General features: G+C 56.2%; 23 protein-coding genes. 14 read left to right on the top strand and 9 right to left on the bottom strand.

Annotated features, from left to right (window positions below; all coding sequences use genetic code 11):
* Nucleotides 1–112: 112 nt before the first annotated feature.
* Entirely contained in the window at nt 113–2,098 is a 1,986-nt protein-coding gene (locus VFX97_18525; protein ID HEX5705202.1) for a serine/threonine-protein kinase, read from the bottom strand.
* A 109-nt stretch (nt 2,099–2,207) separates the two neighbouring features.
* Nucleotides 2,208–2,777, bottom strand: a complete 570-nt coding sequence (locus tag VFX97_18520; protein HEX5705201.1) for a sigma-70 family RNA polymerase sigma factor — start codon at nt 2,775–2,777, stop codon at nt 2,208–2,210.
* Between the two features lie 251 nt (nt 2,778–3,028).
* Between VFX97_18520 and VFX97_18515 the strand changes: the two genes are divergently transcribed.
* From VFX97_18515 to VFX97_18465, 11 genes are all read left to right on the top strand, one after another.
* The gene (locus VFX97_18515) at nt 3,029–3,859 is read left to right on the top strand and encodes a transglycosylase SLT domain-containing protein (protein HEX5705200.1); all 831 of its coding nucleotides are present in this window, start codon (nt 3,029–3,031) and stop codon (nt 3,857–3,859) included.
* 710 nt (nt 3,860–4,569) lie between these two features.
* On the top strand, nt 4,570–4,791 hold the full coding sequence (locus VFX97_18510) for a glutaredoxin (GenBank protein ID HEX5705199.1): 222 nt from the start codon (nt 4,570–4,572) through the stop codon (nt 4,789–4,791).
* Between the two features lie 131 nt (nt 4,792–4,922).
* Nucleotides 4,923–7,058, top strand: a complete 2,136-nt coding sequence (locus VFX97_18505; protein HEX5705198.1) for a S9 family peptidase — start codon at nt 4,923–4,925, stop codon at nt 7,056–7,058.
* A 69-nt stretch (nt 7,059–7,127) separates the two neighbouring features.
* The gene (locus VFX97_18500; GenBank protein HEX5705197.1) at nt 7,128–7,499 is read left to right on the top strand and encodes a cupin domain-containing protein; all 372 of its coding nucleotides are present in this window, start codon (nt 7,128–7,130) and stop codon (nt 7,497–7,499) included.
* 149 nt (nt 7,500–7,648) lie between these two features.
* Entirely contained in the window at nt 7,649–8,089 is a 441-nt protein-coding gene (locus tag VFX97_18495; GenBank protein ID HEX5705196.1) for a hypothetical protein, read from the top strand.
* On the top strand, nt 8,086–8,484 hold the full coding sequence (locus VFX97_18490) for a TonB family protein (protein ID HEX5705195.1): 399 nt from the start codon (nt 8,086–8,088) through the stop codon (nt 8,482–8,484). Before VFX97_18495 ends, VFX97_18490 begins: the two co-directional genes overlap by 4 nt.
* 3 nt (nt 8,485–8,487) lie before the next feature.
* Nucleotides 8,488–8,958 (top strand): cyclic nucleotide-binding domain-containing protein, encoded by a 471-nt coding sequence (locus VFX97_18485; GenBank protein ID HEX5705194.1) that lies wholly within the window; start codon nt 8,488–8,490, stop codon nt 8,956–8,958.
* Between the two features lie 63 nt (nt 8,959–9,021).
* A complete protein-coding gene (locus tag VFX97_18480; GenBank protein ID HEX5705193.1) occupies nt 9,022–9,705 on the top strand; it encodes a sulfite oxidase-like oxidoreductase in 684 nt (227 codons plus the stop codon).
* A 100-nt stretch (nt 9,706–9,805) separates the two neighbouring features.
* On the top strand, nt 9,806–11,377 hold the full coding sequence (locus tag VFX97_18475; protein HEX5705192.1) for an MBL fold metallo-hydrolase: 1,572 nt from the start codon (nt 9,806–9,808) through the stop codon (nt 11,375–11,377).
* Between the two features lie 163 nt (nt 11,378–11,540).
* Nucleotides 11,541–13,010 (top strand): hypothetical protein, encoded by a 1,470-nt coding sequence (locus tag VFX97_18470; GenBank protein HEX5705191.1) that lies wholly within the window; start codon nt 11,541–11,543, stop codon nt 13,008–13,010.
* A 119-nt stretch (nt 13,011–13,129) separates the two neighbouring features.
* Entirely contained in the window at nt 13,130–14,539 is a 1,410-nt protein-coding gene (locus VFX97_18465; GenBank protein ID HEX5705190.1) for a VWA domain-containing protein, read from the top strand.
* Nucleotide 14,540: 1 nt separating this feature from the next.
* Here the strand turns inward: VFX97_18465 and VFX97_18460 are convergent, their stop codons facing one another.
* The 6 genes from VFX97_18460 to VFX97_18435 form a co-directional block, all read right to left on the bottom strand.
* Nucleotides 14,541–15,419, bottom strand: a complete 879-nt coding sequence (locus VFX97_18460) for a hypothetical protein (protein HEX5705189.1) — start codon at nt 15,417–15,419, stop codon at nt 14,541–14,543.
* A gap of 2 nt (nt 15,420–15,421) precedes the next feature.
* Complete coding sequence (locus tag VFX97_18455; GenBank protein HEX5705188.1) at nt 15,422–15,979, bottom strand: hypothetical protein; 558 nt, start codon at nt 15,977–15,979, stop codon at nt 15,422–15,424.
* Between the two features lie 62 nt (nt 15,980–16,041).
* A complete protein-coding gene (locus VFX97_18450) occupies nt 16,042–16,365 on the bottom strand; it encodes a hypothetical protein (GenBank protein HEX5705187.1) in 324 nt (107 codons plus the stop codon).
* 172 nt (nt 16,366–16,537) lie between these two features.
* The gene (locus VFX97_18445) at nt 16,538–16,978 is read right to left on the bottom strand and encodes a VOC family protein (GenBank protein HEX5705186.1); all 441 of its coding nucleotides are present in this window, start codon (nt 16,976–16,978) and stop codon (nt 16,538–16,540) included.
* Nucleotides 16,975–17,769, bottom strand: a complete 795-nt coding sequence (locus VFX97_18440; GenBank protein ID HEX5705185.1) for a hypothetical protein — start codon at nt 17,767–17,769, stop codon at nt 16,975–16,977. Before VFX97_18440 ends, VFX97_18445 begins: the two co-directional genes overlap by 4 nt.
* On the bottom strand, nt 17,770–18,669 hold the full coding sequence (locus tag VFX97_18435; GenBank protein ID HEX5705184.1) for a hypothetical protein: 900 nt from the start codon (nt 18,667–18,669) through the stop codon (nt 17,770–17,772).
* A gap of 190 nt (nt 18,670–18,859) precedes the next feature.
* Between VFX97_18435 and VFX97_18430 the strand changes: the two genes are divergently transcribed.
* Nucleotides 18,860–19,477 (top strand): hypothetical protein, encoded by a 618-nt coding sequence (locus tag VFX97_18430; protein ID HEX5705183.1) that lies wholly within the window; start codon nt 18,860–18,862, stop codon nt 19,475–19,477.
* A 464-nt stretch (nt 19,478–19,941) separates the two neighbouring features.
* Here the strand turns inward: VFX97_18430 and VFX97_18425 are convergent, their stop codons facing one another.
* Entirely contained in the window at nt 19,942–20,976 is a 1,035-nt protein-coding gene (locus VFX97_18425; protein ID HEX5705182.1) for a DUF6569 family protein, read from the bottom strand.
* Nucleotides 20,977–21,498: 522 nt separating this feature from the next.
* On the opposite strand from VFX97_18425, the gene VFX97_18420 reads away from it, so the two are divergent.
* Both VFX97_18420 and VFX97_18415 read left to right on the top strand, forming a co-directional pair.
* A complete protein-coding gene (locus VFX97_18420; GenBank protein HEX5705181.1) occupies nt 21,499–23,283 on the top strand; it encodes a clostripain-related cysteine peptidase in 1,785 nt (594 codons plus the stop codon).
* A 62-nt stretch (nt 23,284–23,345) separates the two neighbouring features.
* Complete coding sequence (locus VFX97_18415; protein ID HEX5705180.1) at nt 23,346–26,510, top strand: CHAT domain-containing tetratricopeptide repeat protein; 3,165 nt, start codon at nt 23,346–23,348, stop codon at nt 26,508–26,510.
* Nucleotides 26,511–26,544 lie beyond the last annotated feature (34 nt).

Raw genomic sequence — 26,544 nt, 5'->3', positions numbered from 1 at the left:
TTACCTAGCGCGGAGCAGCCACGGTGAGGTCAGTACCGGGAGCGGTAGCGACCGGATTCGCAACACGGTTCGAGATTTAGACACGATTACCCGGTCGCTACCGGTACTGACCTCACTGCGCCAGACTTGATAGTGGTGGGGTACCGAGTTCGAAGGTTTCGGGATTCTCGCCGATGATGGCGACCGCAAAAAAACCGGGAACGTAGTTGGCGCTCTCTTTACGAAAGTTCTCGTCCAACTTGTCGCGGTTGGCAAACAGCGTCCAAAAATTCCTCTCGTAATTCCGATCAGTCTCTCGCAATTGCCGCAATGCACCGCGCACCGATTCAGCTCCGCGATTGTAACTGAGCAACACCAACGTCATGCTCTGCGAATCGTCGCCTAACTCGGCCATGCGATCGGCGATGTAATGCGCCGCGGCGGGTGCCATCTTGTTGACGTCGCACATGTCCGCGCGCGCCACGCCATACCGCTCTGCCGTTTGCGGCAGGAATTGGAACATCCCTCTAGCGCCCCACTCATTTTCCGGGCACGCTTGATAGGCCGACTCGAACATCGCGAGATAGATCCCGACTACCACCGGAATTCGACGCGCGGCGAAGGCCCTGGAAATCACCGGAATGTAAGGCTTCGCTCTTTCATACCGGGCGGCAAGTACCTCTTCGTTCGCCGGCGTCGTCGCGGCCCGCCGGGCAACGTGATAATCGACGTGCGACTTAATCACTCGCACCGCATCATCATTCAACTTCATCGGGCGCTCACCCATCATTGCCGAGATGCGCTGCTCTTGTTCACTAACGAAAGCGAGTTGTTCGGCCTCGTTCATCTGCGCGTAGGTCTTTGGCGGCGGTGGCGTGTTAGGCGGTCCCGGTCGGAACTGCCGGTAGAGCAAACCCGCCACCATCAGCAGAACGATCGCCACGACTGCCGGAACCAGGTAACGACGCAGCCCGTGATGCGAACTCTCAGAACTAAACGTCCGCAGTTCTTTTACCGTTGTCTCGCCACTGATCACTGGCCGCCTTTCCTGACCAAGTGACCGTTTGATCGTCCTCAGCTCTTCAAGCATTTCCGCAGCGGATCGATGCCTTTCTTCGGCTTCCTTACTGAGCGCCTTGCTCACAATCCGATGCAGTTGCCGAAGCGCTGAAACTTTTGAATTGCTGACGAAGAGTGAGGCCGGCGGACGATCAAGAATTGCCACAATCGTGTCGGCGTTGGTAACGCCGGCGAATGGCCGTTCGCCGGTCAACATTTCGTGCAACACCACGCCGCAACTCCAGATGTCGGTGCGCTCGTCCACCGGCAGCCCGCGCACCTGCTCAGGCGACACGTAGCCAATCGTTCCCATCAGCGCGCCGGTCTGCGTCTGGTTGGGCGCGAATGACGCCGTCATATCGTCCGACGGCGCTTCCATCAACTTGGCGATGCCAAAGTCGAGGATTTTGATCGACCCATCGGCGCGCCGCATGATGTTCTCGGGCTTGATGTCGCGGTGAATAATTCCCGCCGCGTGCGCCGCCGACAAACCAGTAAGCAACTCCGCAGTAATTTCCAGAACTTCTCCGAGCGTGAGCTCGCCGGCGCTAATCAATTCGCGCAGCGTGTGGCCTTCGATGTGTTCCGCGGCGATGAAATGAGTGCCGCCGCTTTCCCCCACTTCGTAGATGGTGAGGATGTTCGGGTGATTCAAAGCCGAGGCCGCCCGGGCCTCAGTTTGAAAGCGACGCAGACGTTCGTCATCGGAAACAAAATAGGAAGGCAGGGTTTTCAGCGCAACCAGACGACCGAGCCGCCGATCTTGCGCCAGAAAAACCTCACCCATGCCACCTTTGCCGAGCCGGTCGATGATCTTATAAGGTCCGATTTCGCGGTCCGGTTCCTCTCGTTCAAGCAGCACGTGGGCATCGGTTTCCAGTGCGGGGGCTTCGAGAAAGTCACCCGCCTCTTGATGCGCCTCAATGAGTGAGAGCGCTTCTTCATGCAGTTCCGGGTCGCCGGTGCGCACTTCGGCCAGCAACGCGGCGCGTTCAGTGGCGGGCAGATCGAGAGCTGCCTGCAAAACCTCATCGACTTTTTGCCAGCGTTCAGGAGTCATAGCACATTGCCGATTTGCAATTGCCAATTGCCGATACTTGAATAGGACTGAACATCATATGAATTGCCAAGTTGCGAACAGTTTCGAAGATTGCTTCCTCCCTCATCATTCATCCTTCATCCTTCATCCTTCGATACAACCAGGCTTTGGCCGCCTGCCAGTCACGTCGCACGGTCATTAAAGAAAGCCCGACGGCTTCGGCGGTCTCTTCCAAACTCAGTCCGCCAAAGTAACGAAGTTCAACCACGCGCGCTTTGCGCGGATCCAGCAGGGCAAACTCCTCGAGCGCTTCATCGAGAGCGATTAACTCTGCGGCGCGCTCGCTCTTCATTAATAGAGCTGTTTCAATGGGAACCTGTTGCGCTCCGCCGCCGTGCTTGACGTAATGGCGTCGCCGCGCGTGGTCGATTAGGATGTGCCGCATCACCTGCGCGGTGACCGCGAAAAAATGTGAGCGGTTCTGCCAATCACGCTTTTCACTCCCGGCCAGTCGCAAGTAAGCCTCGTTAACCAGGGCCGTCGTCTCCAAAGTGTGGCCATTGCGTTCGCGGTGCGCGTAGCGGTGAGCGATGCGGCGCAGTTCGTCATAGATCAGCGGGGTTAGCTTCTGCAGCGCGGTCGGATCGCCCTGCTTCCAATCTTCCAACAACCCGGTTAATTCCACAGATGCGACTGACATAAAACGTCGCAATCTTATCATCTTTAATCAGACGTGAATGCGACGGCGAACCATTCGGCGATCACGAAGATTTTGCGACGATTGATGAACAGTTTCGGCTTTGATTCTCGCTTGCGTGGGTACGCACGCCTCCCGCGTGCATTACCAGCGCCCCGAGGCGCGCCTATCGTCGCATTGAACACTTCGCTGCGGTTATCTCGCTTATGAGAGTGAGGTGTTAAGCTTAAATCTGAATTTAGGGAGATGAACTAATGAAACTTCGAGGACTCACATTTTTTCTAATTGCTATCGCAACCTGTTTCGCGATGTCGCCGGGACGTGTCGCAAATGCGCAATCAAACAAGCTCTATCAGCAGATGACTGCGGCTGAGCGCACCGCCTTTGTGTCGGCCAAAGCGCGCAGCATCGCGCGCGAGATGTCGGGAAACGATTATCAATTCACGCCCGCGTTCGAAGCTACCATCCAAAAGCACGTCGACTTCTACGTGCAACGCATCGAAAGCAACGAGGCGGGAAAAGGCACGCGATCAATGTTTGAACGCGGGCAGTCGTCCGCGCCAACAATCAATGGCATTTTTAAGAAGCATAAAGTGTCGCCCCTGATTGGTCTTTACATCCCCGCGATCGAATCCGCCTACATCAATATTCAGTCTCCGAACGAGGCGGGTTCGTTAGGCATGTTTCAGTTCACCCAGAAGACCGGCGCGCATTTCGGATTGACGCCCCTGGACCTTCTCGACGTTGATAAGTCAGCCGATGCCGCCGCTCGTTACATCATGCGGAGCATGAAGACATTCAAAAATGATCCGATGAAAGAAGCGCTGGCGATTCTTTCCTACAACCGTGGTGGAGGGAACGTCGAACGCGATCTTGCCCTGCTGGTGACGTCTGAAAATGCGGCTTGCAGTATTTGTGCGCTTACCGCTAACAGCCACAAGCTTGATGCCACGTTTCAGAATGAGAATGTCTATTACGTACCGCGATTTTTTGCCGCGGCCATCATTGGCGAGAACCCACAGGCTTTCGGCTTGCAAACACAGCCGCTCTCGTCATTCGAAGCGACGCGCAGCCGGCTCTGGTGAGAGATGCTGAGACTCCCTCTGCCTTTGGGTTTCGGTCAGCCCGAAGGGCTGAAAGAGAGTAGCCGGGGGTTGAGCGCGCAGCGCGATACCCCCGGGATCGAGTGTCTGTGATGTTTGACCCTGAAAGGGTCACAGACCGTCTGGCACCCTTTCAGGGTGCCGAATCTTGCACCAACAATTTCCGGGGGTCTACGCTTCGCTGCGACCCCCGGCTACTCCCTAGCAACCCTTCGGGTTGCGAACCTGATGAGTCAAATAAGTTAATGCCATCCCAAAGGGAGAGGGATTAAGACGTTACGTATCTGAAAAACTTCGTCCTTCTGAGGTAGCCGGCGCGTCAAATATCCGGCGCGGCTAAAAGTTTCATCCCGGAGGGGCTAATCCGGAAAACCTACTGGTTGCGCCAGAAGGACGAGCGATGAGGCACGCTCGTCCTTTTTTGTTGGTGCGCGACCGCCTTTTTGGAGTGCGCCGGCAGAGCGCAGCGGCGACGGCGCTTTGGAGGCGTTCTCTCTCCCTTGAGGAGAGGGTTAGGGCGAGGGTTCTAGCGAACGAAAGGAAAAATATTTCTCTTCCTTTTGTTTGCCGCTAGGCTTCGCTCCCTCACCCCAGCCCTCTCCCAAAGGGAGAGGGAGGTGGAGGCACTCCAAGTTGCCACCGCACTCCAAATCTCTGCTAGAATCCACCTTCGCCCTGGAGGTGTTCGAGCGGTGGCTTTAGTAATCTACACAAAACCCGGCTGTCCTTACTGCCAGCAGGCCCGCGAGTACTACAACTCGAAAGGCCTCACGTTCATCGATCGTGACGCCCAGACCAACAAAGAATTTCGCGCCCAGATGTTGAAATATTCAGGCGGCGATCCGACCGTGCCCTGCATCGTAAAGGACGGTAAGTACGTGCAGTCCGGCTGGGGCGACCCGCTTCGAGGTTGAACGGTGCACGACTGACGAGCGGTCGCTCGTCAAACGTTTAGACGCGGGCTGACTGCCCGCCTATTACATTCGAAGACGCGAGCACTAGCCCAGCTCTAAACAAACAGCCACAACTTAATTTGGAGACTTAAATGAAACGCACTATCCCTCTTCTCTTCTTGCTTCTCTCGATTTCGCTGGTAAATTCGTTGACTGCGCTGGCGCAGGATGGAAACGGAAATTCGTCCGGCAAACTCAATCCGCCCATGACTGAAAAGAAGGCCAAGGTTACTGACATCCACGGCGAAAAGCTGATGGACAACTATTTCTGGCTGCGCGAAAAGAAGAACCCGGCCGTGATCGCGCATCTCGAATCTGAGAACGCCTACACGACGGCGATGATGAAGCATACCGAGGCCCTGCAGGAGAAGCTCTACAACGAGATTCTCAGCCACATCAAACAAACCGACGTCAACGTGCCGTACAAGCGGGGTGAATACTTCTACTACACGCGCACCGTCGAAGGGCAGCAGTACGCGATCTTCTGCCGCAAGCATCGCACCCTCGATGCGCCGGAACAGATCGTGATCGATGTGAATGAGCTCGCGAAGGGCCACAAGTTCATGTCTGTCGGCGCGTTTCTCCCGAGTGACGACGGCAAGCTGCTCGCCTATTCGACTGACAACACCGGCTACCGGCAATACACGCTTCAGATCAAGAACCTGGCGACCGGCGAGTTGTTTCCGGAAAAGATCGAGCGCGTCAACAACTTAGCGTGGGCCAGCGACAATAAGACGATCTTTTATGTGACCGAAGACGCCGTCACCAAGCGCAGTGACAAACTGTTTCGTCACGTACTGGGCAGTGACAAGTACGATTTGATTTTTGAAGAGAAAGACGAATTGTTCGATATCGGAGTCGGCAAAACACGCGACCTGGCGGTGATTGTACTGGGCTCGTATAGCAAGACCTCAACCGAAGGTCGTTATATTCCGGCAAACAATCCGAACGCCGACTGGAAGATCATCATCCCGCGACAGAAGGACCACGAGTATGACGTCGACCATCGCAATGGTCTGTTCTACATTCGCACCAACAAGGGCGCAAAGAATTTCCGGGTGGTGACGGCGCCGGTTTCGGATCCTTCCGAAAAGAACTGGAAAGAATTCGTCGCCCACCGGCCGGCGGTAAAGCTCGAGAACATCGATACGTTTTCCGACCACGCCGTACTTTCCGAGTGGGAAAACGGCTTGCAACACATCGAGATCGTCGAATTCAAATCCGACAAGCGTCATCGCATCGCGTTTCCTGAGCCGGTTTATTCCGCAAGTCCGTCCCAGAATGCCGAATTCAACACGACGGTCCTGCGCTACAACTATCAGTCCCTGACCACGCCGAGTTCCGTGTTCGATTACGACATGAACTCGCGCCAGGCGGTGCTCAAGAAACAGACCGAGGTCCCCGGCGGCTTTGACAAGAACAACTACAAAGCTGAGCGCGTCTTCGCGACGGCGTCAGACGGCACGAAGATTCCGATCTCGCTCGTTTATCGCAAGACCGTGAAACTGGATGGGTCCGCGCCCATGTTGTTGTACGGCTATGGTTCGTACGGCGCTTCAATTCCGCCATCGTTTTCCGCCAGCCGCCTGGCCTTGCTGGATCGCGGCGTCGTGTTTGCCATTGCGCACATCCGCGGCGGCGGCGAGCTGGGCGAGCCCTGGCGCGAAGCCGGCCGCATGATGAACAAGATGAATACGTTCACCGACTTCATCGCGTCGGCTGAACATCTCGTCAATAACAAGTACGCGTCGAAAGATCGTCTGGTGATTCAGGGCGGCAGCGCGGGCGGCTTGTTGGTCGGCGCAGTCAGCAACATGAGACCGGATCTCTTCAAGGCAGTCGTATCGCAAGTGCCCTTCGTCGATGTGCTTAACACGATGCTCGACGCGACGCTGCCTTTGACGACGAGCGAATACATCGAATGGGGCAACCCGAACGAGAAGGCAGCCTTTGACTACATGAAGAAGTATTCGCCGTACGACAACATTCGCAAGGCGGATTATCCGGCCATGCTCGTGAAGGTTTCGCTCAACGACAGCCAGGTGCCGTACTGGGAAGGCGCGAAGTTCGTGGCGAAACTGCGCGAGTACAAAACGGACAAGAACACGCTGATCCTTAAAACCAACATGGGCGCCGGCCACGGCGGTGCGTCAGGCCGTTATGACGCGTTCCGCGAGACGGCGTTCGATTACGCGTTCATGCTTTGGCAGATGGGACTCACGAATTAATTTTGCGTAGGTCCCATGGGTTTTAATTGTCTCATGCGACCTATGAGACGTATGTGACACATGGGACCTATGCACAAGACAAATCTCGCCGACAAATTCTCGCTCATCAAAGACCACTGGAATCCGCGCATCGCCGGCGAACTTAACGGGCAGTTAATCAAGCTCGTTAAGTTCCAGGGTCCCTTCACATGGCACCATCACGAAACTGAAGACGAAATGTTTCTCGTCGTGAAGGGCCGCTTCCGCATGGACTATCGTGAAGACGGACACGAACGCGGGGAATGGATCGAGCCGGGTGAATTCATTATCGTCCCCCACGGCGTCGAACACCGGCCCTTTGCCGAGGAAGAGTGCGAAGTCGTGTTATTCGAACCCGCTTCGACCCTGAACACGGGTAATGTCGAAGACGAATTTACGCGGAAAGAACTACAGATCGTTTAGAGGCGGGCTACCGCCCGCCCTTTTCCATTCCCAAACTGGCGGGCAGTAGCCCGCCTCTAAACAAAACGTCTAACAAGGAGCGGAGGTTGTGCATCTCGGCAGCCGCGGTGTAACTTAATCGCACAAGAATTCTTTTAACGGAGTGTATTGTGGCTGAACCGAATTCAGGTCCGACAGTCGCCGATCTCTTTCGCCGCGCGCAGGCGATGCGCAAAGAGAATGCGCAAACCTCTTATAAGGACCTTTCCAAGCAACTGGTCCGCGAATTCTCCGGCGGGCCGTTTCCGCCCACTTACAATCTGACGATTCCTGAACAGGACGCGCGCGCTCCGGAAGAAGATTGGACGGCCGGTCTGCCGTTGGTGCTGCGCGGCATTCAGCAGAAAGACTGGAACGGCATCGCGCAGGGCATCATTTTGTCGCTCGAACAAACCGAGAATTACGAGAGCCAGCGCGGCGGTGAAGGGACGCGTGACGATTGGCATGATCGGACCCGCGGCATCAAGGGCGCGACGGAAAAAGGTGTCGGCCGCTGGATGCCCGAAGACCTGGTGAAATTGGCCGAGCGCAGCAGTCCAAACAAGCAATGATCAAGCAACACCTGGTGATTTGTAGCGCGCTCTTCATGCTTGCAGCTGCAGGCACAGGTGCATCACAGTCGCCCAGTCCCACTCCCTCTCCGAGTCCAACGGAATGTGAGATTCCCGTAATTCGACCGGTAGACACCAGGGCGAAGATTTCGGCGAAGCCCGACCCACAATTCACTAAGCGTGACCGCGAGCGATATCATCGTCAGGAAATTATTCTGCGCGCGACGCTCTGCGGGTCCGGCAAAGTCACAGACATTAAGGTCAGACAGGGCTTGACCGCAGAAATGGACGCCGCCGCGATTGAAGCCGCGCGCCTGATTCAATTCACGCCCGCAGAGAAAGACGGTAAGAAGGCGTCGAGTGCGGTCATTCTCAGATACATCGTTAAGGATTAACCCATGAGCGATAACTACGCCGAATTGATCACTGAGTTTCCGCTATTCGACGGCTTCACCACCGACGGCGCCAGGCGCTTGTTGCAGTCTGGCGAAGTGAAGGAATACGGCGCGGACGAAGTCTTGATGAAGGAGGGCGACAAGGCGGACTTCGTCGTGCTCCTGCTGACAGGCGGCCTGGAAGTATTCGTCAACCGAAGTGGCACCGACGTGGTTTTGACGGAAACGAAACCGGGAACGATTACCGGCGAACTCGCCGTGCTTTGCGGCATCCCGCGTTCAGCGTCGGTGCGCTCGCAGGCAGCGTCAGTCGTGCTGAAGTGGAGCGAGGAAGCGTTTCGCACCTTGCTCCTGCGTGATCCACATTTGTCGCAGCGAATCTTCAGCCAAATTCTGCGCACGCTGGTGGACAAGGAACGCGCCCTCATCGATTCATTGATCACCGCACAGCGCGTCAGCACTTTTGAAAAGTAATTCACCCAAAGTATCGCTGGCGGTTTTGACTGACTTCTAATATTGGAATCTGATCTCTGCTTTATGAGTTTCCTCGACACCTTAATCAAAGACCCTAAATACCAGGACAACGCGCCGCGCAGGCCGGAAGAAATCAGCGACGCGGACGTGATCATCAGTCCGGATACCCGGCGCGACAATCGAATTCCGCCGGGACAGTCGCGCACTAAGAAGTGGCCGGTGCTGGACGCGCACGGCACGCCGTCTGTCGATCTGGCGACGTGGACGTTTGCAGTCGAGGGCCTGGTCGAGAACCCGCTAAAGTTTTCACTGGATGAATTTCTGCAACTGCCGGCGGTGAAAGTTTACTCAGACTTTCATTGCGTGACACGCTGGTCGCGGCTCGACAACGTCTGGACTGGAGTTTCAACGCGTGAAATCGCTGAACGCGCGGGCGTCAAGCCCGAAGCGAAGTTTGTCCTAGCGCTCGCGTTCGACTACGGATGGACAACGAACGTTCCGATGGAGTACTTCCTGAAAGAAGATTCGCTGTTCGCGTTCATGCATGATGGCGCGCCCATTCCTCCCGATCACGGCGGCCCGGTGCGGTTAATCATTCCGCAACTCTACGCCTGGAAGTCCGCGAAGTGGGTGAAAGGCGTGCGCTTCCTCTCGGAGGATCAAGCCGGCTTTTGGGAAGAAGGCGGCTATCACATGCGCGGCAATCCCTGGACGGCTGGCGACGGCGAAAGATTTCGCTGGTCGTGACCTGGGTGCGCGGGGCGGGGTCCCCAAGCGGGCAGCCCGCTTGGGGTGCTGGACATCCGGTCCGCAAAGCGCGCGCAGCACGCTCAAAATTCTTAACCAGATGAATCAATCTATTCGCGCTGAAGCGCTCAATGCGGGCAAGATGCCCGCGCTCCCAGCAGACGCGGCCGCGGTAATCCTCCTCCGTCACAACACCAATCCAGACAATCCCGAAGTCTTCTGGGTCAAGCGTAGTTTAAAGCTTGTTTTCCTCGGCGGGTTCTATGCGTTTCCCGGTGGAAAAGCGGAAAGGTCTGATGCCGAAACGCCAGTTGCAAGCAGCGCGGACGATCCGGACCGGTCCGCAATGATCAGTTGCGCAGCGCGCGAGATGTTTGAAGAGACGGGCGTGCTGCTCGCGCGCGGGGCGGAAACACTGACGATCGGGCAGCGAGCTTCTGTGTTGGATGATCTCGAATCAGGACGTATGTCGTGGCCGGAACTGCTCAGTCATTACGGTCTAAAGTTGGATGCGAATGATTTCACTTTTGTCGGACGTTGGGTGACGCCACCGTTTGCGCCGAAACGGTTCGACACATGGTTCTTTCTCGTTAACTGCCCGCCAAAGCAGGAGCCGCAGGTGACTGGCGACGGCGAGCTGGAAAGCGGCGAGTGGATCAGCGCGCGCGAAGCCTATGAAAAGTGGCAGCGAAACGACGGTCTGGCGGCGCCGCCCGTCCTCCATGCGTTGAAGACTTTGGCCGGTGGATTGACCGGCGACCTTGTCGAGCGATTTCTGTCGGAACCCGAGGCACATCGTAACCCGACGCGGAAAATAGAATTCCGGCCAGGCTACATTTGTTTTCCCTTGCGCACGCCGACCAAGCCGCCCGCGACGCATACGAACTGTTATTTGATCTACACGTCAACCGACATTTTGGTGATCGATCCGGGCTCGCCTTACGAAGATGAGCAGCAAACTCTGGCAGAAGCGATCGACCGCTTGATTGCCGGCCGGCGGCTGGTACGAGAGATTATGCTGACGCACGCGCATCCTGATCACGTCGCCGGCGTCGACGCTCTGAACAACTTTCTCGAGATAAGACGTGGATACCGCGTTCCGGTCGGGGCACATCAACAAACTGCCGAGGCTCTGAAACCTCGATTGACTGTCGATTGGTTTATCGCTGACAACCAAACGTTCACGTTGAGTGGCAACCCCCCAATCACGATTCGCGCGCTACATACGCCGGGTCACGCACGCGGGCACCTGTGTTTTCACGATGAACGAAGGGGCGTGTTGCTTTCCGGCGACAACGTCGTCGGCTTCGGTTCAGTCCTGATCGACCCGGCCGACGGCAACATGTCGCAGTACCTCGACTCACTGCGCCGCATGCGCGCGCTGCCGAACGTCACAGTTTTACTTCCCGGACACGGGCCTGCGGTTGCGAATCCTTACGAGAAGCTCGACGAGTACATTCGACATCGCCTGGAACGCGAAGCAAACATCCTGAACGCCGTAAGCGAAGGCGCATCAACAGCGGCGGAGATTGTCGCGCGGGTTTACACAGACGTCGCGCCGAAAGCACTTGCGATGGCTGAGCGCGCCGTGCTGGCGCATTTGGCGAAGTTGGTGGCGGATGGATTGGTCAAACAAGCTGACGGCCAGTATTCAGTGGCGCAACCAGTTTAGAGGCGGGCCACTGCCCGCCATTTTTGTATCTTCGGAAGGCGGGCGGTAGCCCGCCTCTAAACTTTAAGGAGTTTTGTTTGTCGCCCCACCAACGAGGGCAACGCCCTCAGCTAAACACTGCTGTTTTTGTTTTGCTAGTCCAGCGACTTACAATTTCCGAACAATGGAACGAGCAAGCACGTTAGGCGAACTCAAGCAAAGCGGTTATCGCAGCGCTTCGGTCAAAGACGAGATGCGCGCGAACCTGATTTGCAAACTAAAGCGGCGCGAGAAACTTTTTCCCGGCATTGTTGGCTATGACGAGACGGTTGTCCCGCAACTCGTGAACGCGATCCTGTCGCGACACAATCTGATTTTGCTCGGCCTGCGCGGGCAGGCGAAAAGCCGCATCATCCGTCAACTCACCAATCTGCTCGACGAGAAGATTCCGGTCATCGCCGGTTCAGAAGTCAACGACGATCCCTTTCAACCGATCAGCGCGTATGGGCGCCAGACTATAGAGCTGCACGGCGACGCGACGCATATCGCCTGGGTCAATCGCGACACGCGCTTTGTTGAGAAGCTGGCGACGCCGGACGTGACGATTGCCGACATCATCGGTGACGTCGATCCGATCAAGGCCGCTAAAGGCGGACACCTGCTGAGCGATGAGCTGACAATTCATTACGGTCTTCTGCCACGCGCGAATCGCGGCATCTTTGCCATCAATGAGTTGCCCGATCTTGCCGGGAAGATCCAAGTTGGTCTCTTCAACATCATGCAGGAGGGCGACGTTCAGATTAAGGGTTATCCAATCCGTCTGCCCCTGGATGTGATGCTGGTGTTTTCGGCAAACCCGGAAGACTACACGGCGCGCGGCAAGATCATTTCGCCTTTGAAGGATCGCATCGGAGCGGAAATTACGACGCACTATCCGAATGAGATTTCGCTCGGCGTTGAAATCACAAAACAGGAAGCCTGGACAGCGCGCGACGGTTTGAAAGAGCGGCTGCTGATTTCCGAATTCATTCGCGAGGTTATTGAACAAATTGCGTTTGAAGCCAGAGATGACCAGCGGGTTGACAAACATTCCGGCGTCTCGCAACGTCTGCCGATTACAGTGATGGAATCTGCCGTCTCCAACGCCGAGCGGCGTTCGCTGATGACCGAAGAACAACGTGTGGTGCCGCGGATTGCCGACATTTACGGCGCGGTCCCTTCGATGACCGGCAAGATGGAGCTCGAATATGAAGGAGAACAGATCGGCGCCAATCGCATCGCCAAAGACTTAATCAAGCGCGCCGCTGGAGAGATTTTTGAAGGTTATTTTGTCGGCATCGACTTTGCGAAAGCCGTCGCGTGGTTCGACCAAGGTAACAATGTGCGGCTGGCGGACACTGCGTCAGCCGAAGAATGCATGCTGCTGCTGGAATCGGTGCCGGAATTGATCGACACGGCAATCATTCCGTTCGACTTCAATCGCAGCGATGTCGAACAAACGATTGCGGCGTGCGAATTCGCGCTCGAAGGTCTGTACGCCGAAAACAAGATCAGCCGTAATGAAGAAGGCGGCTACACGGCGGTGACAAAGGCAAAGAAGGATCGGCGTGGGATGATCTATGACGACCTGACGGAAACGGGACGATACAGTTAAGCAACGAGGTCAGTACCGGGAGGTAGCAACCGGGTCGCAATCTTGCGGTCGACACTGACAGAACGCGGTCACCCGGTCGCTACCGCTCCCGGTACTGACACCGCGCGCATCGGCTACCAATGAAGTTTACTCGCTACTCAAAATTCAGCGGCCTCGATGTCTACGGGATCAATCTCGGCGACCTGATGGAGAGCTTGTCTGATGCGCTGCTATCGTCCGGTTACGACGATGATTATTACTGGACGCGACAAAGAATGCCGCAGGACACGTCGCTCGACACGTTGCGGCGCGCGTTGCTTGAGGCGCTGATAGAGCAACGCCTGCTCAGTCAGCACCAGATTCAGCAGATGCTGGACGAGAACGAAGGCAAGTACGAAGGTTCGCAGCTTCAGAAAATGTTGAATCAGCTGATCGAGCGGCTGGTTGAAGAAGGCTATCTAACGCTCCATGAAGAGCCACTGACCGCGCAGCAGCGCCGCGAGACGATGGGCGGCAACGGCAAAGGACGAGTCGAAGATTCCCTGCCGCGCAACGTCAGGTTTGAAGTCACCGAAAAAGGCTTGGATTTTCTCGGCTACAAGACGCTGCGAAATTTGCTCGGCAGTTTAGGCAAGAGTTCCATGGGCAGGCACGACACCTCGCATCTGGCGACCGGCGTTGAGGCCGAAGCGGCGAGCAAGCCGTACGAATTCGGCGACACGATCAATCTCGACGTGAACACGACGCTGCTGTCAGCGATTCAGCGTGAAGGTTTGAAGGTGCCGCTGAACCTCGAATACAGGGATCTCCACGTGCATCAGTGCGATTACCAATCGTCATGCGCGACGGTGGTGATGCTGGACTGCTCGCATTCGATGATTCTGTACGGCGAGGATCGGTTCACGCCGGCCAAGAAGGTGGCGCTGGCGCTGGGCCATCTGATTCGGAGACAGTATCCGGGAGATTCGTTGAAGATTGTTCTGTTCCACGACACCGCTGAAGAACTTCCGATGGCCAAGCTGGCGAGCACCCAAGTGGGCCCCTTTCATACGAACACCGCCGAAGGCTTGCGGCTGGCGCGGCGTCTTCTGCAAGCGCAGCGCAAGGACATGAAGCAAATTGTGATGGTGACGGATGGAAAACCGACTGCCTGCTTTATCGATGGAACGCCCAGCGGAGCGCCCGCATCGAACCGGGGTCCCCAGCGCGGCAGCCGCGCTGGGGTGGCTGGGCGGGCGGGACGCCGGCATCCTGCCGGCTCCAATCGAAATGCGGGCGAGACGTCCGCGCTCCCAGCACGTCGTCTCTACAAAAACTCAATGGGCGGCGATCCGTGGGTGATGGACGCGACGTTCCGGGAAGTACAAGCCTGTCGCAAAGCCGGGATCATGATCAATACGTTCATGCTCGCCAGTGACTATTACCTGGTTGAGTTCGTCAAAGAAATGACGGCGATGACGAACGGCAAAGCTTACTTCGCCAATCCCTCAAACCTCTCACAGTTTGTCCTGATTGATTTTCTCAAGCGGCGCAAAAGCAGGGTGAAGTAGGCTACTTCACACGAAAGTAGTAAGTCGCGCTACTTTCACCATTCAAGCGTTTCAGTGAAATCTGGAAGGCGCCCGGCTTTAGCCGCTCAATCGGCAAATCAAAATGCAGACGGTCTTTGTCTTGCGCGCTGATTTCCGGCGCTTCATGCACAACCTCGCCGGTGCTGCTCGTCACGACCGCACTAAACGTCGCCGCCTCATTTCTCTCGAGCATCAGTTCCACTCGCACAGCGTTGGACGCGTGATGAGCAAGACTAATGATCGGCGCGTTGTCGGGAGGTGAGTTTGCGAGCAAGATCATCGTCTGCGGTGAAGCTTCGTGTGCCGGCAACTGAGGTATCTCTTCACTGTGCTCCGGCGAGTAGACGGAAACCGGATGATGCGCAGCCACCGGAGTTGCCGCGGGTGCGGTGGCCGGCCGTAGTCGCTTGGGAATGATTCGCTTAACGATTTGGGGTTCCCGGCGAATGACCAGCGCGCTGGCAAAGAGAACCGTCAACACTGCGATCGCAAACCCGATTCTCCACGCCAGAGTGGGCCAGACGAAGAGACTTTGAACGCTTGAGGAACGCGCCGGCCGCGATACGTTCTCCACCGCAAGAGTTTGGCGCAACGCCTTGGACACTTCGAGTTTCCGCCGGCGGGCCGTCGTTACCAGAAACTCTTTTTGAAAGACGTCGCGCTCGTTTGCTTTCAAACGGTTCAGCACACAGTCATCAATCAATGCGATTTCGGCGAGACGCGTGCGTTGCTCGAGTTGAGGATTCATTAAAAGCGCCCGCTCGAATGCCGACTGCTCCCCGCGCGTGAGTTGCGCGAGAAGGAACCGGCGAATCGTGCCGTCGGAAACACTCTGTTGCGGTTGAGCAGAACCAGTCATGACTACTGCCCCGGAACTTCCATGCATTGTTCGATACATGTCTGCAGCTTGGCGCGGATGCGCAGCGCCCGGAGACGGAGATTGCTGCCGCTCACGCCAAATTTTGCGGCGATGCGTTTACGCAAACTAATCTTCGCGCTTTTGTCCGCCGCGTAGTACTGCTGAATGATCTCGCGCGCATGAGGCGACAACTTTTCCAGACACCGATCGAGACAAACGTATGTCTGCTCTTTAACTTCAACCTGATCGTTTCCGGCCACGACCAGCCTGGGTCCCGGCGGGCGTCTTAGATATTCGTGATGCACGTTATTCATCACGCCAAGAAAATAGATTGCTTTGTCACCGGTGTAAGTCGCTTCGATATCTTTCACGCGCCGGGCGACGCGGTCGATGACATCATCGGCCAGCTCTTCGGGAATCTGACATCCGCGCGATGCCAGAATCGCGATGAGACGCCAGCGAATGCTTTCGTAAAGCTGACCAGCTCGATCCGGATCCGGATCGAGCCATGTCAGCAGCCGGTCGAAATCGGCTGGTTCCAGCACCTTGAGTTGCCTCATGGGCGACATTTCAACCACTCATCGTTTAGAGGCGGGCTCCCCGGCGCACTCCAAATCCCTGCTCATTGCTTTACGATGTCCGACAGGTTCACGGTTCGCTCTTTCGTTTCGCCCTGCACCTTGACGGTTGCCTTGAGCGCCTTTTCGTCGATGGAAACGACAGTCGCTTCAACTGCCGCGCCGTTGATCGTGACTTTCACCTTGTCGCCCGCTTTCCACCCGGCGACCGCTGAAGCCGGCGCCGGCGCTTCTACTGAAGGACTTGGCGCAGGTGTCGCGATCGATTGTGTAGCCGGACTCGCCGAGGGTTTCGTAACGTCGGTTGCCGGTTCGCACGCCGCGATCAGAACACACAAAGCCAATACCGCTAGAAGTTTCGTTGTCATGTTAGTAGCTCCCGTTTGCTGAACTATTCAGTTGTCCGGCTGAGTTGGTTAGCGCTGCCGGATTCTGAATTCGCGGGTGAATGACGGTGGAAGGCGAAACGTTTCAGGTGTGAATCGAAATTTTTTTCGAGGCGATCCTGGGCCCGGGGCGTCCCGGATGGCGGTGAACGCGTTAGAACAGTTCCTCGGCCAGCGCGACGATGATGCCCGCAGGGCCTCGCATGTAGCAGAGCCTGTACTTGTCCTCGTACTGGGCGACCTCGCCGATGAGTTCGGCGCCGTTGGCGCGCAGGCGAGCGACAGTGTCGTCCACGCTTTCGACTGTAAACATGAGGCTCCGGAGGCCCAATGTGTTCGGTGGTGCGATCGCCGGTTCGATCTCGACCAGTTTTGGATTGCGAAACTTCGTCAGTTCAAGCCGCCCGTGCCCGTCGGGGGTCCGCATCATGACGATGTCGGCCTGGACGCCTTCGAGCCTGTTGACGCGGTCCACCCAATCGCCCTCGACGGTCGCCTCGCCTTCACGCGTCATACCGAGTGTGGTGAAGAAGGCAATGGCGGCTGGAAGGTCCTCGACGACGACGCTGACATGGTGCATTCCTTTGATCGTCATGTCTTTAATTTAGCCGGGGCGATGCGCGACCCATCATTTTCGAATCGGACGGATGCTCCAGTGTTCTTCTCGGCGCTGAAATCGTAGGTCATCACAATTCGCAGCGATCCCTCCTGGACTTCGGAGCGCACGTCTTTAACGTTAGCTTTGACTGAGCCGCCGGTGGTTTTGATGGGAAGCGACAAAGCGAGCTGCGAGGCACGCAGGACTTCGAACGGGTTCACCTGCGCCGCGATTGTCTGGCGCACGAACGCGGTGACGAACGCGCTGACGAGCGGCGGAACGTTTTCCAGGTTCACTTCTTCCATGATGAGTGCGCCGAACACCGTTTGTTTGGTTTGCTCGAAAGACAGCTCAACCGTGGCCTTGCCGGTGCCTTTGAATTGAATGCATTTTCCCAGCACGTTATAGCTGCCCGTGAATGCCAGCGGCACAACAATCTTTCCACCGGTAAATCGCACGCCGGTTTTCACGTTGCCACTCTCAGCATTCAAGATGACGACGTTGCTGCACGCGTCCTGAAACGCAATCGTTTGAAAGGTTGGTTCGGACGGAAGCTGCCCGAGCTTCAGTTGCGGTGGACCAAGTTGCTGAAAGATCGTGCCAAGCAGCGCGTCAAAGAATTTCTCTTCGAGCGTAACTGACACCGAACCGGCGTTCACCGCGTTCGCGTCGGGCGGACGCAAAGCGGTCCCCGGCAGGCTGGCCTTGCCTGATCTGCCGAAGAAGTACACGGTGGCGAGGACACCGATCAGCAGCCCCGCCACCAGACCGAGAAGTACGCGCTTCATCTAATTGGGCGAGCCGGTCGGGCTCGGCGCTGGGCTGGTTCCCACCTGCATGTTCGACATGATGGCGCGCAAAATCGACGCCACCGCGTTCGTCAACGCATCGATCTGCTGTTTGATCTTTTCGGGCGCCACCTGCGAGTACCCTTCGGGAATTTGAAACTGCGTTGCATCCACGTCGGTCTTGAGGTCACGCATTTCGGCCACGATGCGCGCGGCGTTGACACCCTTCACCTCGCCTGAACTTTCGGCATTAACTTCGGTGCGCAAAGGCAGACGTGTTTCTTTGTCGATGAACACGAAGGCTTCGGCCGTCACTTGGCCGGCCTGGGTTTTTGTGTCCTTAGACGCCGCGTAACGATACTTTTCCGCTGTGCGTCCGTTGATCTGCTCTTCGCCAACTTTCTCGACGCCGCTTTTGTTTTTTAAGTCAGCCACGATCTGGCCGGGCGTCATCAGCTTTTGCAGTTGCGCTCCCGTCGATTCTTTCGATAGCTCGGCGTACTGCTTCTTGCTGGGCACAATCACGTAGTGCCGGTTGTCGTGATCGAGATAAACCAGCGGCGTGCCGTCCGGCAGCTTGAATTCAACGCGCCGATCCGCAGCGTTCCGCGCCACCTGAACGGACAAGGGCGGGATGCCCATCGCCTTGTCGCCACCCGAAGTCTGCAGCGTGAAGACGAGCGTCGCACTGTATTTTTCAGGTTCGGCAGTATCCAGACCTGAAGTCGTCGTACTGCTTGTGTTTGTGTTGGCATTAGCATTCGCCGGTGACGCGTTCACGTTGATGTTCGCGTTCACATTTGTATTTGCGGCCGGCTGACAGCCGCTGAGAAACAGCAAGGACGCCGTGGCGGCCAACAGTCCGATTTTCACAACTATTCGTTCAATGTTCGTAAACATACGTGCCTCTGAAACGCGCATCACGCGCGCCGGTTAAATGATTTTGTTACGGGGGGTTGTGAACCAAGAATACCACGCCGGATAAGAACTTCCGAAATCGTCCCGCATGTATGCGTTGCGGATGTTGACACCGCGCGGGTCTAAGCGTAAAACGCGTGTGATTTTCAATTCCGAAAAAGGTGCAATTCGAATGAAAAAATTCCTGGCGCTCTTTGCGCTGTTAGCTGTGGCCCTGGCGTGCAACCTGATGAACCGGAAGGGCAGTAACTCAAATTCCTCTTCTTCAAGCGGCACATCGACCAGCTCGGACGGCGAACCGGTTGACAAGGCGAATCCGACGGCCGCTCAGCAGGCCGCGATCGCGAACGGTCAAACCATAACCTGGGAGCAGCAGGGCATTACCTGGACGCTGCCCGCAAACTGGAAAAAGATCGATGCGCGGACCGAGTCAGCCAGCTACGGCGGGAATGGTGCGTTTCTGACGGTAGCGGTTTCGATCATGCCGCAGATGGCGAACCTGGTTGATACCAGCAGCAAAGCGATGTATGAAGCCGCGAAGACTCAACAAAAAATCGGTAAGTATGACGAAGCGCGCTGGTTGGAGTTGGACGGCCTACGCGGAATAGCGTTCCGCGAATCCGTGCAGGAGAGGCCCGATGACATTCGGCGGTTGCAATGGCAGGCCTATCGTACCTATGCAGGCAGCACGCAACTAATCAACATGATTCTGTCCACGAACTCGGGTGATTTTTCCAAGCATCAGGATACGCTGTATGGGGTGATGTACTCGACGAAAGTTGTCCACTAGCGGCTAAGGACGAAGAGCTAAGCGCAAAGCGCAAAGAAAAAGCGATGAGACCCCACTTTCGCTTTGAAGATCTGGAAATTTGGCAGCTGGCGAAACAGCTAGCCATCAAGTTTAACAAACTGGCCGACCAATTAGACGGGCGCCGACTCCATAGATATGCGGAGCAACTGCGGGCCGCCGGATTTGTCTTTGACGATTAACATCGCAGAGGGATCGGGCAGTACACACGTCCAGGAATTCAAACAATTCTTGAACATAATCGTCGATCCCTGTTCGAGGATGCGTCGATGCTAATGGTGTCCGAAGCTTTGGGATTATTTGGGCGTTCCGAAATAGATGAATTGCTGATTGATTGTGACGTGCTGAGCCGGAAAGAACTTCTCAAGATCGCTCAAATGCTAGGGGCGAAGAGCTGCTCTTTGCTCTCTTCGCCCTTCGCCCTTAGCTCTTTGCTCTTGGCCGCTTTAGTTCTTCTTAATGTAGTTCCGGTGCACCCACACGTCGCCTTTCGCGCGATCGCGAGTCTCGAAACTTACCTTGCCGGCTGAATCGCGGGTAATTACCTGCACGCGAGACGACACGTCCTTCTGCTTTTCTACTCCCGAATCATCCAGTAGCGAGTGGACCTCTTCGGGTTTCGGCGCGTCGAACTTCTGATTGCCACGCAGTTCGCCCACGGCTTCGATGGCGCTCGCTTTCAAGAGTTTCGGCCACAGCTTCTTGAACAAGGCGCTGGAGGCGTACACGTCAGCACTGTTCACTTTGCCGTTGATCGCGAAGACATAGCCGATGACGTCCGGCTTTCCGTTCACGATCGACGAAAGCGCCTTCAGGTAATCGTCCGTGGTCTTCTGCACACTCTTGTTTTCCAGAGTTAGTTGCAGGCTCGACGGAGATGCTTCGTTGGCCACGACCGCGCCGACGTTCTTGCTGAGCTTGTCCTGGACGACCGAGACTTCGCGCCAGACTTCGCTCTGCGACGATTTCACTTTAGCCGCAAGTTTTACTTCCCTGCTCGCCACGCTGTTGGAAGAGGAACTGAACACGGTCGAGGCTTCGTTGCCGCGTTGGCTCCAACGACCGCTTTCAACGCAGAACGCCTCGATGGGAACTTGCGGTGATTTCGGCGGCAGAATGAGATCGACGACGAGCATGCGATCCTGCGCGCCGCCTTTCACGATGTCGCCCGCCTGAACATAGACGTCTTCGGTCGAGATATTCTGAATCGTTAAGCGACTCACCTCACGCGTCTCGCGCACGATCACTTTCTTTTGGATCAGCGCCTCTTCCAGAGTCAAAAAAGTTTGTCCCTTAAGCCGGTCTTTGCCGTGCACCAGAAACACGGACAAGTTCCCGTGCGTAAACGGACCTTCGAGCCGGTACTCACCTTTAGGCTCGGGCTTATGGCCACCGTGACTTCCCCAGCCCGCGGTAACTCCGAGCGGCGCGGTAACCAGCGCGGCCAACATTACGAGCATTCCAAACACATTCCACTTCATCACCTTTTCTCCCTTCAGTATTCAAGGCGCTCCCCGCTCGCGGCGATTTGCGCTTCCAGATTTTTAACGGGGAGACCTCCCAGGACGGTCTTCACTGGTTGGATCTTTAAGCTTCCGTGAAAGAACGCGCGGTCGCTTTGAGGTTAGAACGTGAATGGAGAGACTTCTTGCGCGGTTGGACTCGCCGGCGGTAGGAAGTGTTGTCCAACGGTGTCCGGCAGCGGTTTCGGTTGGTGAGAAACGTTTGACTGCTGTGACACATATCTAAATAGAACACGGGTTGCGGACGTAGGCCCCGAGTGTCGGGGTTCTTGACCGGACGATCGGTGAAATTGCTTGCTTTTTGGTCTCGATTGAGTAGAATCTGCGGCGTTTCACACTACTCGCAGGAATCGTTCTGCGACCACAACTTCCAGATTAAGCCGGCTTCTCGCCCTAAAGTTCTTTGCCCCACGGCAAGTGTCCCGTTGCTGAACGAGCGGCGGCTGAATCTTCAATTTACTTCCGAAGGAGCGTCACGCCATGTCTGAACCAAAAGAATGGACCATCATGTTTCTCCTCGCCGGCGACAGTGGGATTTCAGCCAGCATGATTTCTCAGCTTAAAGCGATCACCGACGCGGGCTTTCAACGAGACACAAACGTGCTCGTGTATTTCGATCCGAACTGCAACGGCATCAATGCCCAAGTCTTCAACGTCAACAGCATTCGAAGAGAATCTTTCAAAAAGAAGGGTAAAGCTACAGTTATCGGAGACGGCGAGGATCCGTATGTCCGAAACATTTCAGAAGATTGTCACCGTCCCGGTCTTACCGAAAGATCTGCCCCTGAGAGTCTTCATTGGTTCCTGAACTATTCCCGCATGGAGTTTCCGGCGAAGAATTACATGCTATTTCTCTGCGGTCACGGCGGAGTTGTGGCTAACGATAAGTTTCTGCCCGATTCCGACGATGGTTCCGCAATCACACTGCCGGGGCTGGGTAAAATTCTACGAAGCTTCGGTGGCCATGTCCGCGCGGACGACGGCGAATTCCATCTTGTCGGTTTTCACAGTTGCTCGATGAGCTCAGTCGAGCTGGCTTATGAGCTCCAGGGATCGGCACGTTTCATGATCGGAACGCAGGGATACGCGTTTCCCGGCAGTTGGCCGTACCGTCAACTTTTGAAGAAGATCTTCCGAGCAATTTCACGTTACGAGCACCAACCGGTGCCTGATCCGGACGTTTATCCCAACAAGCTGGAGCGCGAAATCCTGGATGGAGTTCAGGATTTGAGTTTCTACAACAGCGTTGACTTTTGGCTCGCCGGATTTTCTTCTGACATCAGCATTTGCAACCTCGACAAAATTGCGGCGCTCGATTCAGCTCTGCAAAACCTGGCGCGGGCTTTGACCGCAGGTGTTGATGAACCCACTACGAAGGGCTACATCCTCAGGGCCCATTTGGAATCGCAAAGCTATTGGGCGGAAAACTACACCGACCTTTACGATCTGTGCGACCGGCTCACGGAGTATTGCAGCTCGCAAGATCGCGCTCCGCGCGAAATCCGGAATGCTTGCACGGCGGTGATGGATCAGCTTAGGAGGGAACCTTTCAAGGAGGGCGAGGAGCCCAAAGGGGCCTATGATCGGCTAATCGTATATTCGGACTTTTTCGGTCCGGCGTACCAATATTCGAACGGCCTATCGATTTATTTCCCTTGGCGTGCACCGTCACAAACGATCCTCAATGGTTACAGTAAGTACAGATTCCACGAAAAGGCCGGCGCTGCATGGCTGAAGTTTTTGAACGAGTATGCTGAGAAAACACAGCGTGAGGTAAGGAGCTGGCCGTCAATTGTCAGTCAGACGAATGGGAAGGCACGCCCGGCTGACGTGATCGCAGCCACGGCGCGCACCGCCGTCGTGATGCATTCCGGCAAGTCCGGCGCGCTCGACCGGAGCGACAAATCGAGCGGCGCGCTCGACCGGAGCGACAAATCGAGCGGCGCGCTCGAACCCAGCGACAAATCAAGCGGCGCACTCGAACCCAGCGACAAATCGAGCGGCGCGCTCGAGCCCAGCGACAAATCAAGCGGCGCGCTCGAGCCCAGCGACAAATCAAGCGGTGCACTAGAGCCCAGCGACAAATCGAGCGGCGCGCTCGAGCCGTCCGATAAGTCGAGCTCAAGCCTGGGCCTTTTTGGAATGACAGTAATTAAGAATTTCAAGAATCCCAGGAATGCTGTCGTCACTTCGAGGCCAAAAGGTCACCCGTGGAGCGGACCCCGGAGCCAGCGGAACGGAACGAACGGTTATCGCCAAACCTGAGCGGATCAAACCGACGTGCTTTGCGCAACGGACCGGAAGAGCGCTGAGCACCAATTAGCATTATGAACGCGCTTCGGTTTCTGCTGATCAGTGTCGCTCTGGCGTTGGGAGTGGGGTTCGTTGCCCGCGCTCAAGGGGACGATGACGCGTCCATTCTTGAATCCGATTACGCATTAACTACCGCCGAGGCTCAGCAGCGTAAGGTCGCGGAGTTGCGAACCCAGGCCGATGCGCTGCGAGTATCCGGCAATCATGTCCAGGCGGCCCGCACGCTAAACCGTGTGGGCCGTTTTCAGATTCGCATGTTTGCGCTCCCCGAGGCGGTCCTCTCCTTCAAAGAAGCGCTGCGACTGCTTGAAGGTCAACCCGACCCAAAGACGCACGTCGATAATCTCAATGGCCTCGCTTCCAGCTACGAGCACCTAAGCAAATGCGACCTGGCCGAACCCATTCTTGAGCAGGCCGTAGAACTCAGCCAACAGAACAATTATGTTGCGGGCCGGGCGGAAGCTCTCTGGGTCCGTAGCGATTGCGAAGATCCCCGAGACCATCTGAAAGCCCTGGAGAGTGCGCAAGAGTCGCTCGAGCTGTGGCGGCAAATAAATAGCAAACGTGGTACGGCCCAAGCCTACATGACGATTGGCAAGTTTCACATGGTGCGAAACAATCTGGTGGAGTCCAGCACCAGTTTGAATGCAGCCTTAGATCTTTATCGCGAGCTGAATTCAGTCGAGCGTCAAACCGTAATTCTCATTTACTCTGGATACATTGAAACGCGGAAAGGCGCCTGGCAAAACGCGCTCGACTACTTCGCGCAGGCGCGGTCGATGGTCGATGAAAAATCTGAACCTTTCAAAATGGGACAGATTGCCTCGGGCGTGGGTGAAGCGTTCCTGGAAAGCGGCCTGCCGGAGATTGCGCTCGGCAAATTTCGCGAAGCGCTGGAACACTACGCATCCTCAAAAAACGGACGTGCAGAGACCGCGACTAAGTGGCACATCGGCAGGGCGCAGTACTTCTCAGGTGACTACCAGTCAGCGCTCGAAAATTTCTTGACGGCTCGCTCCGAAGCTATGGATCGCCGCGACACAGTCGAAGTGGCTTTATGCGATGACTTTCTGGGACGAACGTACGATGCTCTAAACGACCCGGCCGCCCTCAATCATTTTAAGTCCGCCCTGATCGGCTTCACGAGAGCCAGGAATCCAATGGAACTCGCACGAACGCGTGTTCTGATTGGCGGACTCTACGAACGTCAAGGCCAAGTCGATACGGCTCGAGAGCACTACCTAACATCGCTCGAGAGTTTTCGCGCTCTTTTCGATCGAGTCAATGAATCCGCAACGCTTTATGCACTCGGGAATTTGGAGTTGCGGCAAAACAATCTGGAGAAGGCAGAGGCTTACCTGAATCAGTCGATTAGTGTCACCGAAAACGTACGCCGCGTCTCGACGAGCCGCGACCTGACGACCGCACTCTCAGCCAAAGTCCAGAACCGCTACGATGGATACGTTGACTGTCTAATGCGAATGCATCGCGCAGCTCCGGGTCAGGCGCTCGACGTTCGCGCCTTTGAAACTAGTGAGTTAGCGCGCGCGCGTTCACTCACCGAGCTGCTGCGCGCGACCCGTGCGGACCTTATTGGCGGATTAGACCAGGAACTAGGTCAAGAGGAGTTGCTGTTGCGTCAATCGCTGCGCGCCAAGGAGGATGCACGGGTAACGTTGCTCGGCACCTCGTACAAAAAGGAAGAACTCGAAAGGCTGGAGCGAGAGCTGTCGCAATTGGAATCTGATTACAAACAATTGAGGATAAAGATCGGGCAGCGATACCCGGCTTTCGAGCAGATCACGGCGCCAATTGGCTTGAAGCTGTCGCAAATTCAGCAGCAGGTGCTGGCTGACGGCGAAACCCTCTTGCTTGAGTACAGCCTGGGAAAAGATAGAAGCTACCTTTGGGCTGTGACCGGCTCAGAGTTTTTCGCCTATGAACTTCCCCCGCGAGCAGACATCGAGAGCGCCGCGCGTCATTTTTACGAATTGCTGACTGCCCGCCAACCCAAACGCGGAGAGACTTTTACCCAACTTACGGCGCGCGTAAAGCTAGCCGACGCCGAGCTGCCGGCCGTCACTGCAAAGTTGAGCCAGATGTTATTGGGACCAGTGACCGATAAGCTCTCCAAAAAGCGGCTGATGATTGTGGCCGACGGCGCCTTGCAGTACATTCCATTTCAATTCCTCACCCGCTCGCCCACTACGGCCGGGGCTACGGAGGACGCGAGACCGCTGGTGTTGGATCACGAGATTGTGAACCAACCTTCAGCTTCGATTCTGGCATTCGTCTCGAACACTCGAAAACCAAGTTCCGCGCCCGGCAGCGTTGCCATTCTCGCCGATCCGGTGTTTGAACCCGGTGACTCGCGAGTGACGGCTCCGGGATCGAGTGCCGCGCCCCCAACCACGTTAGGGGCCCAGCAATTATCCGCAGTGGTTCGAGACGTTGGCCAACTGGATGAGAAATACGTTCCTCGACTATTGGCTTCTCGCGACGAGGCGAAAGCGATTATGAACATCGTGCCGTGGCACACAGGATTCGAGGCGGTTGACTTTAACGCGAGTCGCGCGACGCTGACAGGCTCGCGACTCGATCAGTTCGGGATTGTGCATTTTGCGACTCACGCTTACGTAGACGATAAACATCCTGAGCGATCCGGCATCGTGCTTTCGCTGGTCGATCAAAAAGGCCGAGCCCAGGAAGGCTATCTGCGCCTGCACGACATTTACAGTCTCAGGTTGCCAGTGCAACTGGTCGTCTTGAGCGGTTGTAATACCGGCTTGGGGAAGGAAGTCGACGGTGAAGGGTTGATTGGGCTGACGCGCGGGTTCATGTACGCGGGCGCAGGTGGGGTGACAGCTTCACTCTGGAAAGTTGACGATGACGCCACCGCAGAACTCATGAGACGTTTTTATGAAGGCATGTTCAAGCAGGGTCTCACGCCTGCGGCTGCTCTGCGCGGAGCCCAGATTGGAATGTGGCACCAAAGCCGTTGGCGGGCACCGTACTATTGGGCCGGCTTCATAATCCAGGGACAATACGATCAAAAAGTGAGTTTCGCATCCGCTAGTCGGTCTTCCTCTGATTGGTCGGTGACCACGGCCGGCCTGCTAAGTGCTCTTTTCCTCGCCTGTTGCCTGGCCCTGAAGTGGAGACGAAAGAGTCTTCTTTAGGTAGAATAGCGCCGCTCAGTTTTACTCAAGCTGC

It is taken from the genome of Pyrinomonadaceae bacterium, assembly GCA_036277115.1.
Classification (GTDB): Bacteria; Acidobacteriota; Blastocatellia; order Pyrinomonadales; family Pyrinomonadaceae; genus UBA11740.
The sequence above is the reverse complement of the archived record's forward strand: the minus strand, read 5'-3'. Positions and strand labels throughout refer to the sequence as shown.

Excerpts from the sequence above, each read along its gene's own strand:
- VFX97_18440 (HEX5705185.1), bottom strand. The coding sequence starts at position 17,769 with ATGAAGCGCGTACTTCTCGGTCTGGTGGCGGGGCTGCTGATCGGTGTC.
- VFX97_18430 (HEX5705183.1), top strand. The coding sequence starts at position 18,860 with ATGAAAAAATTCCTGGCGCTCTTTGCGCTGTTAGCTGTGGCCCTGGCG.
- VFX97_18515 (HEX5705200.1), top strand. The coding sequence starts at position 3,029 with ATGAAACTTCGAGGACTCACATTTTTTCTAATTGCTATCGCAACCTGT.
- VFX97_18480 (HEX5705193.1), top strand. The coding sequence starts at position 9,022 with ATGAGTTTCCTCGACACCTTAATCAAAGACCCTAAATACCAGGACAAC.
- VFX97_18475 (HEX5705192.1), top strand. The coding sequence starts at position 9,806 with ATGAATCAATCTATTCGCGCTGAAGCGCTCAATGCGGGCAAGATGCCC.
- VFX97_18445 (HEX5705186.1), bottom strand. The coding sequence starts at position 16,978 with ATGACGATCAAAGGAATGCACCATGTCAGCGTCGTCGTCGAGGACCTT.
- VFX97_18485 (HEX5705194.1), top strand. The coding sequence starts at position 8,488 with ATGAGCGATAACTACGCCGAATTGATCACTGAGTTTCCGCTATTCGAC.
- VFX97_18525 (HEX5705202.1), bottom strand. The coding sequence starts at position 2,098 with ATGACTCCTGAACGCTGGCAAAAAGTCGATGAGGTTTTGCAGGCAGCT.
- VFX97_18460 (HEX5705189.1), bottom strand. The coding sequence starts at position 15,419 with ATGACTGGTTCTGCTCAACCGCAACAGAGTGTTTCCGACGGCACGATT.
- VFX97_18505 (HEX5705198.1), top strand. The coding sequence starts at position 4,923 with ATGAAACGCACTATCCCTCTTCTCTTCTTGCTTCTCTCGATTTCGCTG.
- VFX97_18455 (HEX5705188.1), bottom strand. The coding sequence starts at position 15,979 with ATGAGGCAACTCAAGGTGCTGGAACCAGCCGATTTCGACCGGCTGCTG.
- VFX97_18490 (HEX5705195.1), top strand. The coding sequence starts at position 8,086 with ATGATCAAGCAACACCTGGTGATTTGTAGCGCGCTCTTCATGCTTGCA.
- VFX97_18420 (HEX5705181.1), top strand. The coding sequence starts at position 21,499 with ATGTCTGAACCAAAAGAATGGACCATCATGTTTCTCCTCGCCGGCGAC.
- VFX97_18450 (HEX5705187.1), bottom strand. The coding sequence starts at position 16,365 with ATGACAACGAAACTTCTAGCGGTATTGGCTTTGTGTGTTCTGATCGCG.
- VFX97_18415 (HEX5705180.1), top strand. The coding sequence starts at position 23,346 with ATGAACGCGCTTCGGTTTCTGCTGATCAGTGTCGCTCTGGCGTTGGGA.
- VFX97_18435 (HEX5705184.1), bottom strand. The coding sequence starts at position 18,669 with ATGTTTACGAACATTGAACGAATAGTTGTGAAAATCGGACTGTTGGCC.
- VFX97_18465 (HEX5705190.1), top strand. The coding sequence starts at position 13,130 with ATGAAGTTTACTCGCTACTCAAAATTCAGCGGCCTCGATGTCTACGGG.
- VFX97_18520 (HEX5705201.1), bottom strand. The coding sequence starts at position 2,777 with ATGTCAGTCGCATCTGTGGAATTAACCGGGTTGTTGGAAGATTGGAAG.
- VFX97_18425 (HEX5705182.1), bottom strand. The coding sequence starts at position 20,976 with ATGAAGTGGAATGTGTTTGGAATGCTCGTAATGTTGGCCGCGCTGGTT.
- VFX97_18500 (HEX5705197.1), top strand. The coding sequence starts at position 7,128 with ATGCACAAGACAAATCTCGCCGACAAATTCTCGCTCATCAAAGACCAC.
- VFX97_18470 (HEX5705191.1), top strand. The coding sequence starts at position 11,541 with ATGGAACGAGCAAGCACGTTAGGCGAACTCAAGCAAAGCGGTTATCGC.